Genomic DNA, 14,234 nt, shown 5'->3' on the forward strand with positions numbered 1-14,234 from the left:
AAAAGAGATTGTAATTTGGTTTCAACCAAACTACAATCTCTTTTTGTTTCATTTAACGCCACCAAATCCAAGTCCAAAGGTAGTTTCGTATATTCCGAGGAGTAATGCGAATAAAACGTTCCCCGTCAAAGAAGCAACTTAAATTTGGAAGTATTTCATCTTCGTTTTCTGGAACAAAAGTGACGATGTTTTCGTTACTTGTAACGGTTACTGTAATTGGTGGATCGGTAGGCGAGGCTTGAAGTTGTAACGAAATATTAGCCGTATTTTTAAACTCATTAGTAACAGGTGGACTTATCACTTGTACGGTGAATAACACGATAATTGTTTCGCTTGGTTCTAAATTAGTAGCAACTAGGAAACCAATATTCGGATTCGCTAGTGGAGAGCGTTCTCCGTTAATGGAGACGGTGCCGCTCATAAATTGTAAACCTACTGGAATAGTATCCTGTAAAGAAATATTTAAGAGTGAAATCTCAGAAGTATTTGTAATACGCACCGTGTAATCAAAATATTGATTGAAATAAGCTGAGCTGACGGAAGCGTTTTTCGTGACTGCCGCAGTTACAAATTGAACTGGTATACGAACAATATTCGAATTAACAACGAAAGTAATAATCGGATCCTGTGGTGTCAATTGGAAAGTGGCTGTAACTGTTGCAGAATTTATAATTGTACTGTTTGAAGGAATAGAAGTTACGAGCACTTTAAATGTTAGTATTGCTACTGCATCTGCAGGTAAAGATCCGATATTCATACCTGTGTCTGGACGGACATTTGGAACCGGAGTACCGTTAATCGTAACACTGTTTTCTATAAATGTTGTACCAGCTGGAATGGTATCTATAACGGAAGTACTTACTGTTGGGATTGGAGAATCATTAAATATCTCTAATGTGAAAGTAATAATATCTCCTATCACGACAATTGATTTGTCTGCTGTTTTTTCCATATGAATCATCGGATCAATGATTGTCGTTGTAACAGTATTTGTTTGCTTTGTGACGATATCTATTTGCCTTGTAATTGTAATAGGTGGTTCGATTGGACCGACAATAGGTGTATAGGAAATAGTAGCATCGTTATTGATTGTAGATTGAAGAGTAGAAGAAGATATTGTCACTTGGAATGTAATAATAACAGATTCGTTTGGAGCAAGGTTGCCTAGCGTAATACCATTTTCAGGATTCGCATTAGGTTGATTGATTCCGTTAATCGTAACACTACCAATAACGAATGTCGTATCTACTGGTGCCGTGTCTACTAGAAGAAGATCTTCAATAGTGATATTACCACTATTAGTAATCGTAATGGTGTACGTTAAAGTTTGACCAGGTAAGGCACTCGTGAAATCAACAGCTTTTATCGCAATGACATTATCATTTTGGACGGTTGTTGTAACAGTATTTGTTGTGGTTGTATTTGTAACAGGTGCGTTATTTGGATTGACAGTATAGTTAAAGGTAGTAATTGCATTGTTGTTAAGTTCATTTGGTGTTGGGATAGAAGTCACAAAAACTTGGAATGAAGCGATAGCATCTCCACCAACAATTATAGTGTCAATTGGTATACCGCTTACTGGATTAACTCCCGGAAGCGTTTTTCCGTTTACAATAACGCTATTTTCTATAAATGTGGTACCTTGAGGAATTATATCTTGAATGACTACATCATTTGCTGCAACATTACCAGTTTGATTGAGTGTAATCGTATACGTTAACGTATCACCGACAGTTGCAAATGCCAGGTCAACAGCTTTATTACTATTTAAAGTCGCGTGATTAATTTCTGTTACGGCAGCTGATGAAATAATAGTTTCTGTAATAGGTGGTCGATCTGGTAACGTGTATTGAAATTTAATTGTACTCGTGTTAGAAATTGGATTTGTTTGTGGGATCGAAGTAACACGTACTTGGAATAGAATAGTTGCTGTTGTATTAGGCGGAATGTTATCAATTTGTATCCCGCTAAGTGGATTGTCATTTGGACGAGCGTTGCCATTCGCAATAACACTGTTCTCTATAAAGTTCGTATTTGCTGGGATGATATCTGTCACGATAATGTTTTCTACTTGTATATTCCCGTTGTTTGTGATGGAAATTGTGTAAGGGATAATCGTTTGTAGGTCACCGTATTGGATAGGCGTTGTTTTTGTTGCGACTACAGTAGCAGTAATAACTTCAGTGAAGGTAATATTACTAGTCGATATTTGTTCTTCTCCATTTATCGTATAACGAGAAGTTGATTGATTTTGAACATGGCCGCTAGCTGGAAGCGCTATGACGGTAACAGAAAATGTGACTGGGATAGAAATGTTAGGAGCAATCGTTCCTACAAGTATACCGGTACTTGGATTGGCGTTAAGCTGCGGAATGTTATTTACTAAAACGCTACCGTCAATAAAGGTAGTTCCACCAGGAATATTGTCTGTAAATACAACAGCAGTGGCATCTGTATTCCCTGTATTCGTTAAAGTTGTTGTATAAGTTAAAATGTCACCAATTGTTACAGAAGTTAAATCAACGGTTTTAAGTGAAACGATATCAGCATCATTAATTTGAACGAAAGTAGTGTTGGAAGTAGTCGATTTTTGAATTGGTGCAAAATCAGGGTTGAAAATAAAGTCGTAGACGATGTTTGCAGTATTAGGTGTTGGGTTTACAGCAGGTAAATTCGTAACGGAAACTTGGAACGTTATTGTAGTCGCTTGACTTGACGCAATATTAGGAATAGAAAAACCGATATTTGGATCTGCTGCAGGAAGTACCGTGTTGTTAACTATTACACTTCCTGGAATAAAGACTGTTCTATCTTCTATCGTATCTGTAAAAAAGATGGAGTTAGTTGTAGTGGATCCGTTATTTTGAATGAGTACTGTATATTCAATAGTTTCATCAATATTAGCTAATATTGTATTAGCAGATTTTGTAGCGATAAGAATAGCATCAATAAATTGTATATTTGTAGTATTGGAAGATGTCGTTTCTGAAATTGGTGGTAAGCTTGGGTCTGGCTGATACTCATAGTGGATGACGGCGATATTATTAATGTTATTTTGAGGAGGTATAGAGACTACATTTACTTGGAATGTAACGATAATTGTATTGTTTGGAAGGATAATATTAAGGGTGATTCCAGTAATTGGATTCTTGTTAGGTCTTGGTATACCATCTACAAGAATGCTATTTGGAATGAATGTGGTGCCAGCAGCAATTGCGTCAATTAGGAGAGTATTTGTAATAGGTACTGTACCAGCGTTTGTAACTGCGACTGTATATGTGATGATTTGACCGATGCGTGTAATAGATCTGTTAGCGGATTTAATTGCACTAATATTTGCTGTACGGATTTCAGTATTTACTGCATTTGATAACGATCTACGCTGAATAATTGGAGAACTAGGCTCAATTTGGTATTCATACGAAGTGTCTGAAATGTTAATGACTGTATTGCCAGGAGGTATACTTGTAAGTTGTACTTGGAATGAAATAGTGACTGTTTCATCTGGTTGTATCGTGCCAAGAGTTATTCCATTTTCAGGGTTCGCACCAGGCTGAATGACATTATTTATTGATAAGCTATCTTCAATGAATATCGTACCTTCTGGAATATTGTCAATGAACAATGTATTGTTAGCCGGAACAGTTCCTATATTTTGTAGTGTATTTGTGTAGGTAATATTTTGCCCGATGGATACGAAAGTAACATCTGCCTGCTTAACAGAAATAATATTTGCATTTTGAAGTGATGTTGTAACGATATTAGAGGTTGCAGAGCGATTCACTGGGGGAGCTGTAGGAATGCTTACATATTGGTACGTTGCTGAAGATTGATTTACAATTTCGGTTTCAGTAGGTGGATTGTTTGTTTGTACTTGAAATAGTATTGTTTTGGAACTATTTGATGGGATCGTTCCAATTGATATTCCGTTTTCTGGATTTGTATCAGGCTGAAGTACACCGTTAATTGTGACACTGTCGGGAACGAATGTAGTCCCAGCTGGAATCGAATCTGTAAAAATAATATTTATTGCGTCAACATTGCCGATATTTTTCACTTCAGAAATATAAAGGATCGTTCCACCAATATCTACAGTTGTTGGATTGGATGTTTTTGTAATTGTTAATTGTGCTTGCACGAAATTTGTAATGACGATATTACTAGTAGATGTTTCCGTAATAGGCGGTTGCCCTGGATCTGGTTGAATTGTATATGTTGTATTGGATTGATTTGTAATCGATTGTTGCGAGAATGAATCGTTAATAAGAATTTGGAACGAAATAAGGTGAGTAGCGTTTGCTGCTAGGTTAGGCAAAGTAACACCTGCATTTGGATTGGCACCAAGTATAGCTGTTCCGTTAAGTGTAAAACTATTGTCTACGAATGTAGTCCCTTCTGGAAGAGTATCTGAAAATATAAGATTTGAAGCAGGAATATTTCCGGTATTCTCTAGCGTTATCGTATAAGTCAAAATATCACCTGTTGTTGCTTGTTGTGCATTGACTCCTTTTAAAGAAAGGATAGTCGCATCCGAAATTTGTGTGACTGCTGGATTAGACGTTATTGTTCGAGAGATGATAGGAGCGGTTGGATCGGCGATAAAAGTATAGGAAATACGGGCTATATTAGAAATTGGATTTACGCTTGGAATGGATTGAACGATCACTTGGAATGTTATGGTGATAATGTCTGAAGGCGCTATGGAGTTTAATGGTATCCCTACGTTTGGATCGGCACCTGGAGCTGAAACGCCATTAATGGTTACGCTATTCGGAATAAATGCAGTTCCTTCTGGGACCAAATCTGTTAAAGTAACTGTATTTGCAGTTGTATTCCCGTTATTTTGAACGACTACAGTGTAAGTGATTGTACCGTTAGTAGATTGTACGAGAGAATCTGTATTTTTAATTACGGATAACGATGCATCAACAACAGCTGTATTAACCGTATTAGACGAGGATGTTGCTGTAACAGGAGGTTGACTCGGATCGACAATATACGTGTAACTTGTAAGTGCTTGATTTATAATTGCTCCTTGCGGTGGAATAGAGTTTTCAAGAAATTGGAACGTAATCGTAACAGAATCACCTGGTGCGATAATACCAACTGGAATACCGAGAGTTGGACTTGCATCTGGAAGTGAAATCCCGTTAAGCGTGACACTATTTGGAACAAATAATGCCCCTTCAGGAACACCGTTAATGAGTAATACAGAGTTTGCAGGGAAGTTTCCAGTATTTGTTAATGTTGCAGTGTACGTAATTATATCTCCAATAGATACGATTGTTCGATCTGCTTCTAAAAGCGTTGTAACAGTAGCGTTATTAATTTGTGTTGAAGCGCTATTAGAAGTTATTGTGCCTGTAACAGGAGGAGCGGCCGGATTAACGATGAATGCGAATTGAATAGATGCAACGTTTGTAATTGGGTTGGAAGGAGGAGTAGATGTAACTATGACTTGGAAAGTAACGGTTAAGGAACTACCCGCGCTAACGGTCCCGATAGTAACGCCGCTATTTGGATTTGCACCTGGAATGGTATTTCCATTTACAGTAAAACTATTTTCAACAAAGGTCGTTCCTGCTGGAATGAGGTCTGAGAAATTTACATTCGTAGCATTTGTATTGCCGCTATTTTGAATTAAAACGGTATAAGTGATCGTGTCGCCAATATTTGCAAAGGCTGTACTAGCAGTTTTTACAGCTGAAAGTATTGCTGAATGAATAGAAGTAACGAAGACGTTCGTTTCCACGTTGCCAGGCTGAGCCTGTAATGCATTGCCTACGTTATATTGGAAGTTCACAAATGCTAAGTTTTGGAGTTCAGGAGTGAATGTTGTCGGATTGCTTACAATTTGAACTTGGAATATGATTGTTACAGTTTGATCTGGATTGACTGTATTTATGCCAATACCGCTGGTGATAGAAGCGGATGGTAATGAAGTACCGTCAACAACAACTGATCCTGTAACAAATTGTGTCCATGAAGGTAAAGGGTCTGAGAAAACAACGTTGTTAGCTGGAATATTTCCTGTATTCGTAATCGTAGTTGTATACGTAATCGTATCACCAATCGTTGCAAAAGCTTTATCTCCGATTTTAATCGTGTTTAAAATTGCACTTTCGATTTTTGTTGAAACAGTAGTAGAAGTAATGTTTTTTGAAACTGGTGGATTAGCCGGATTAACGATATGTTGAAAGTTAACGCTAGCTTGATTGGTAATTGGATTTATAGGCGGGATTTCATCTGCGATAATATTAAATGCCACAATGACAGATTGGTTTGGCGCGATATCACCAATTGGAACTCCTGTAACGATATCTGCAGTTGGGATGCTAGTTCCGTTAAGTGTAAAACTATTCGGTTCAAATGAAGTTCCATCTGGAATAAGATCGGTAAAAATAACATTTGTTGCACTAACATTTCCGCTATTTGTAATTGTAACGGAGTAGACAATATCTTGCCCAATGTCAACCGTAGATACATTTGAATTTTTTTGTGCAGTAAGGATAGCGCTATTAATTTGTGTGGTTGTTGTATTAGATTGATTAGAAGTTGTAATAGATGGCTGGCTAGGGTCAACGACATAATGATATGTGATAGAAGCAGAATTAGAAATAGGATTAAGTGTAGGAAGTGTAGTAACAGTTGCTTGGAATGTGACAATTGCCGTATTACCACCATTAATGGAACCGATATTTACACCAGTAGATAAATCAGCATTTGGAATGGTTTGCCCATTAACTGTGAAACTATTTGGAACGAAACTTAAATTGCTATCAAGTATATCGATGACGGTAACATCAGTTGCAGCCACATTCCCGGTATTAGGGAGGTTAAGTGTAAATGTTATTGTATTACTAACATCCGCAAAGGTAAGATCTGCCGTTTTTGTACTTATAATATTTGCGTTATTTATTTGAAGAAGTGTAGTGTTGGAAGTAGCTGAACTCGACACTGGAGGGTTAACAGGATCAACAGTAAACTCATATGTCGTTGATGCTGTATTCGGTGCTGGATTAATAGGTGGAATGCTGCTAACTGTAACTTGAAAGACGATACTATATATTTCATTTGGTGGAAGTGCTGCAAGTAATACACCTGTATTTGGATTCGCGTTAGGTTGTAAAACGCCATCGATAGTTAATGTGTTAGGAACAAATGTGAGTCCACTTGGTAATACATCTGTGAATATAATATTCGTTGCATCGGTATTGCCTACATTGGTAATAGAAGTAGTGTAAAAAGCAGTTTGCCCGATATCTGCAAAGGATGCACTTTCATTCTTCGTCATAGATAATATGGCTTCTTTAATTTGCGTTGAAACAGGATTGCTAATTGAAGTTTCTGTATCAGGCGGTGAGATTAATTGATAAGATGTTGATGAGAAATTTACAATTGGGTTTTCGGTTGGTAATGAGGTCACGTTTACTTGGAAGGAAACATTTACTGTAGCCCCCGCTGTTATCGGTCCAATATTTACACCGTTTACTGGATTCGCACCACTTTGAGGAACTCCATTAATGGAAAATGTGTTTGCAATAAATGTAGTTCCGCTCGGCATAGTATCTGTGAAAATAACATTTTGTGCAGATGAATTTCCATTGTTTGTTAAAGTGACCGTATAAGTGAGTGTATCTCCGATGTGGCTAAATGCTTTATCAACTTGTTTAGATGAAAGAATGGTAGCTGTATTAATTGTAGTAAATGTTGTGTTTGAAGTAACACTTCTTGAAACAATTGGTGCATTTGGATCAGCGATAAATGTGTAAGAAGCAGTAGCGGAATTGACAATAGGATTTTGGGCTGGTGTAGAAGTAGCTGTAACTTGAAATGCTATAGATATTGAGCTGTTAGGAGCAATTGATCCAATTGTTATGCCGGTATTAGGATTGAGCCCGATTTGTGTAATGCCACCTATTGTAACGCTATCAGTAATAAACGTCGTACCATTTGGTATAAGATCAGTGAAAGTAATATTCGTAGCGTTTGTATTACCGGTATTTGTCAAAAGTGTCGTATAGGTAATGGTATCACCTAGTGTTACAAGTGTTTGATCTACAGATTTCACCATCGTTATCATAGCATCTAGTACCGGGTTTGTAACGATATTCGTTGAAGTAGAAGTTGTAATAGGAGTTCCGTTTGGATCGACAGTATAAGAATATAAAATTGTGTCACTACCCATAATTGAACTTGAAGGGGGAACAGAAAGAACAGTTGCTTGGAAAGTAACGGTTACTGTTTTACCAGGAGCGATATTTGGTATAGTTACTCCAAGTGCTGGTTGCGCACCAGATTGCTGAACCCCATTTATTTTGACTGAGTTTGGTATAAAGGTAGTGTTAGCTGGAATTGCGCTCGTGAACGTTATATTCGTTGCAGTCGTATTTCCTGTATTTGTAATAGTTGTTGTATACGTAATCGTATCTCCAACAGAAATGATAGATTTATCAACGCTTTTTTGGGTCGTTAATATTGCACTATTAATTGTTGTCGAAACAGAATTAGATACATTCGTTTGTGTTACGGCAGGTTGGCTAGGATCAACCACATGTGCAAATTGTACAGAACTAAAATTAGAAATTGGATTTATACTTGGAATGTTTGTAACAAGTACATTAAGAGTAATCACGGCCGTTCCATTTGGGTTTATATTTCCAATCTGAATCCCGTTAGATGGATTTCCGATTTGCTGTGTACCAGAATCGTTTGTAAGAGTGCCAGATATGAATGCCGTTCCATCAGGTAAAGTATCCGTGAAAATTATATTTTGTGAAGTGACATTTCCAGGGTTGCTTAATGTAATTGTATAAGAAATTGTATCGCCAATCGTTGCGAAAGTTTTATCTACAGATTTGATTGCCACAATTTCCCCAGAATTTATTTGTGTCGAAACAGAATTAGATGTCGTATTTCGTGAAACAAGTGGTAAATTAGGTCCTGTCATAAATTGATAATCAATAGAAGCACCGTTTACAACTGGTGAGTTTGGTCCTCCAGGTCCGATTGTAAAAATAGGATTTGGGATGCTAACTACTTGCACACGGAAGGTAACATTTATAAAATCTCCTGCAATAATATCTCCAATTGGTATCCCGTTCGCTGGACTTACTCCAGGTAATAAAACCCCACCTACTCGAACGCTATCTTCTATAAATATTGTATTATTTGGAATCGGATCTGTAAAAATGATATTCGTAGCAGTTGTGTTCCCTATATTTTCTAATAAAACAGTATACGTTAAAAATGAATTTCCAGGTGCAATGTCAGAAAATAGTCGATCCACACTTTTCGTTGCTTGAATAATCGCTTCGTTAATTTGAACTAAAGTTGGATTACTTGTAGCTGTTTCTGTCACCGGCGGCTGGTTAGGATCAACAATGATAGAGTATGTTGTGCTAGATTGGTTCAATGTTGGATTTGTAGCTGGTATTGAGCCAACAATAGCTTGAAAGCTAATTGTTATCGTTCCTCCAACTGGAATTGCGTCTAAAGAGATTCCGCTATCTGGTCTAAATCCAAGTTGTGGGATGGAGTTAATTTGTACACTATCAGGAACGAATGAAAGTTCGGGTGGTAATATATCGATAAAAACAGGTGTGTTTGCGGTAGTATTTCCGCTATTAGTGAGGGTAGTTGTATACGTAATTGTATCTCCAACAGCAGCAAATGCACTGCTTGCAGTTTTTGTTGCGATAACGGAAGCAGTATTTACTTGTGTAAAGGTTTTATTGGATTGAACTGTTCGGGAAACAGGCGGCTCATTTATATCAACAATAAAGTTATATTGAAGCGATGATTTGTTCGGAAGTGGATTCGGGTTTGGCAGCGTTGTAATGTTTACTTGAAAATTGAGTGTAATCGATGCATTTGCATTCAAGTTACCAATATTGATACCGTTTTGCGGATTTGCATTTGGGACGGTTACACCATTTATTTTAAAGCTATTTGGGACAAAGGTAGTACCATTTGGAATGGAATCTGTAAACACAATGTTGTTCGCAGTAGTATTTCCTGTGTTTGTAATAGATGAAGTGAATGTAATCGTATCACCAATTGTAGCGAAAGTTGTACTCGCATTTTTATTTAAAACTAAAGTAGCATCAATAATTGGAGTAACCGTCGTATTCGTAATTGTGCTATCAACAGCAGGTGATTGGTTTGGGTTCACGGTATACTCATAATTTACAAGAGCATTATTTGTTAATGTGCCACTAGGTGGTATCGCTAAAATTTGTGCTTGAAAAGTAATGAATACAGTATCTCCTGGGGGAATATCTGCTAAGTGAATACCAAGTGATGGATCTAAACCCGGCTGCGGAATATTATTGATAGTTACAGAGTTTTGGACAAATGAAGCGCCTGCGCCGAGTCCATCTGTTAAAACTGTAGCACTAGCAGGAATATTTCCTGTATTCGTAACGGCAATCGTATAAGTAACGATATCCCCAATTGCAGCTGTCGGTGTATTTACTGACTTCGTAGCGACGATTGTAGCGTTATTAATTTGAGTTGTTATTACATTACTTAACGCATTAGCGGATGCTGGAGGTAAGTTAGGATCTATGACATATTGGTACGCTGTATTGCTTTGGTTCGGGATTGGATTTGGACTAGGAATGGAATTTACTATTACTTGAAATGAGATTGTTGCACTTGTATTAGGGTTTATTGGATCAATTGCAATCCCACTTGCTGGATTTGTATTAGGGAGTGCATTTCCATTTACTGTTACACTATTAGGGATAAATGATGTTCCGTTTGGAAGTACATCTGTAAAAATTACATTTGATGCAAGTGTGTTCCCGTTATTCGTTAAAGTAGTCGTGTACGTAATCATATCATTTACGTTAGCAAACTGTTTATCTGCCGATTTTACAGCGGCAATTGTAGCATTATTAATAGTCGTCTGTACGGTGTTAGATGCCACCAGCTGCGTTACAATTGGTTTGGATGCGTCGTACATGTATTGGAATGTAGTGCTCGATTGATTCGTAATCGGATTTGGACTAGGAATAGTTGGTACAGAAACTTGGAATGAGACAGTACGTGATGAATTCGCTCCTATTGTACCAATTAAAATGCCATTAGCAGGGTTTGCATTAGCTATAGGAACCCCGTTAATCGTTACAGTGTTAGGAAGGAAGATGGTACCAGCTGGAATGATATCTGTAAACGTTACATTGGAGGCAGGGATATTGCCGTTATTCGTTAAAATCGTTGCATAAGTTATGACATCACCAACATCAGCGAAATTTGTACTTGTTAGTTTCGTAGCGACAATATTAGCAGTATTAATTTGTGTCGTTACTATATTACTAGTAGCATTTCTCACAACAGCAGGTAAATTTGGGTCAGCAATAAAGTTATATTGCAGTGCAGCACTGTTTTGAATTGGATTTTGTGTAGGCAAACTACTTGCGCTTATTTGAAAAACAATCGTTGTAAATCCGCCAGCAGTAATTGTCCCGACTTGAAGACCGGTACTTGGGTCTGCACCTAGCTGTAAAGCACCGCCTATAAAAGTACTATTTGGTACGAGAGTTGTGCCGGAAGGGAGTATATCGGTAACAACTACATTATTCGCTGGAGTATTTCCTGGGTTAGCTAGGGCAATGGTATATGTGATTGGTTGCCCAACATCAGCAATAGTTAAATCTACCTGTTTAACAATAACTACATTTGCTACATTAATTTGTGTACTTACAGTATTACTTAAAGATGTTTCTATAGTTGGTGGATCGCCCGGATTTAAAATAAAACTATACTGTGTACTAGATGAATTTATTGTTGGATTTTGTGTTGGTAAAGAGGTGACAGTTACTTGATAAGAGACGGTAAGTGAACCGTTCGCAGGAATGGAAGGTAACGGAATACCGACATTTGGATCTGCGTTATTTTGGAGTACACCATTAATCAGGAAAGTGTTTTGGATAAAGGTAGTGCCGTCTGGATTTGTATCTACGAAAGTAGGACTATCAGCAGAAACACTTCCTGCATTCGTTAAAACGACGGTATAAGTTAATACATCCCCTACAGTAGCGAACCCTTTATCTACTGTTTTAGCTGAAATGACATTTGCATCGTTTACTTGCGTAAATGTAGTAGTTGAAGTAGTGTTCTTACTTACAGGCGAAGCGTTTGGATCAACAATAAAGTTATAAGAAATGGAGGCACTATTCGAAATAGGGTTTGGGTTTGGAATGCTAGTGATTAATACTTGGAATGAAGCTGTAATCGTAGTATTAGCATTGATGCTACCGATATTGATGCTAGCTGGTGTTGCGCCCGGCTGATTAACGCCGTTAACGATAACACTGTTCGGTACAAAGGAAGTCCCGTTCGCTATTGAATCGGATAGTAATACATTGTTTGCCGTAACATTTCCGTTGTTTGTAAGAGCGAAGGTATAGGTTAATATATCTCCAACTTCTGCAAACGTTTTATCTACAGATTTAGTAGCTTGAAGGTTTGCTAGTCTAATTGTTGATGTAACAGAATTAGAATTTGCTGTTTTTGAATTTGGTGGCAGACTAGGATTTACAGTGTATAAATAAGAAGCGAAAGCATTGTTAATGATAGGATTTTGGGCGGTAATATTGATGACAGTTACTTGGAAAGAAAGTGTAAAAGTAGCTCCGCCGGGAATTGTGCCAATAGGCAAAGCAACGAGAGAATTTACATTTTGCAAAACACCGTTTAGTGTTACAGTACCTGGAGTCAATATTGTCCCATTTGGAAGTGGATCTGTTAGTTGTACGTTCGTTGCAGCTGTATTTCCACTGTTTGAGATAAGGATTGTATAACTGATTGTATCGCCGATTGTAGCAAATTGTTTATTTGTTGATTTTGTTAATGCTAAATTCGCATTGTTAATTTGAGTGGAAACGAGATTAGAAGAAATGTTTTTTGTAACGGGTGATTGGCTTGGATTGACAGTGTACTGATAAGAAGCGCTTGATCCATTAGATACGACATTTAGCGTGGGTATTGTATTTACAACTACTTGAAATGAAACATTTTTTGTTGTACCAGTTGGGATCGATCCAATGTTCACACCGTTAGCGGGATTTGCTCCCACTTGTGTTGTGCCATCTATTGTTAAACTGTTAAGGACAAAAGTGGTTCCAGTAGGAATGGCATCTGTAAACATAACATTGTTTGCACTTGTATTACCTGTACCTGTAAAGGAAACGGTGTACGTTAGTGTATCACCAATATCGGCAAAATTTTTATCTACCGCTTTTGTCATTGTTACAGTAGCATTATTCACTTGAGTGGAGACAATATTCGTCGTATCAGTCCCGCTTACTGCCGGTTGATTTGGTACAGGAATGTATTGATAAGTTGTAGTCCCGCTATTTAATATGGGGTTTGTTTGGGGGATAGATGGAACGGATACTTGGAATGAAATAGTAGTCGTAGAATTAGCAGCAATAGACCCAATTGATATACCATTTGCGGGATTCGCTCCAGCTTGCGTAATTCCGTTAACAGTTACACTTCCTGGAACGAAAGTAGTCCCGCTAGGAATCGGATCCGTATATATAACGTTCGTTGCAGCAATATTCCCTATATTAGCTAAGGCGATACTGTAAGTTAACGTTTCACCAATATCGGTAAAAAGTTTGTTAACTGATTTTGTGCCATTAATATCTGCGAGGTTAACTTGTGTTCCAGCAGAGTTGCTTGTTGCAAGACCGTTAAAAGTCGTTCCTCCAGCGATTGGTGTATATTGAAATGTAATATTAGCAGTGTTGGAGATAGGATTTTGATTTGGAAAAGAAACGACAGTAGCTTGGAAAGTTACTGTACGAGAAGCGCTGTTATTAATGGTTCCAAGAGATATACCAGCGGCCGGATTTGCATTCGTTTGCGGGACATTATCTACTGTTACAGTTCCAGGTATAAAGGAAGTACCGTTAGGAAGAATGTCTGTAAAAATAACGTTATTGGCGGGGAGAAGCCCTGTATTAGGGATAGTAACTGTATAAGTGAGAACGTCTCCAATTGCTGCAACACTTTTATTCACGCTTTTTGTTGCTTGTATGTTAGGTGAATTTATGTTGATTTGTAAACCGACTGTATTCAACATATATGCGTCTCCGTTAGTTGTTAAACGGATTGCGGCGGACACTTGAGAATTTGTTAAATAAGACCTGCGGTAGTATGTCAACTGAAAAACAACAGAATTTTTAGTTATCAAAGTACTATTTATTTAAAAAAGACAT

At 37.6% G+C, this 14,234-nt stretch carries 1 pseudogene; it reads right to left on the reverse strand.

Annotated elements, in window-relative coordinates:
- Positions 1-52 precede the first annotated feature (52 nt).
- Positions 53-14,158: pseudogene (locus tag PDQ33_RS09550) on the reverse strand (DUF7507 domain-containing protein); the annotation flags it as partial.
- Positions 14,159-14,234: the final 76 nt, after the last annotated feature.

The organism is Bacillus cereus group sp. Bc031 (genome assembly GCF_027716265.1).
GTDB lineage: Bacteria > Bacillota > Bacilli > Bacillales > Bacillaceae_G > Bacillus_A > Bacillus_A paranthracis.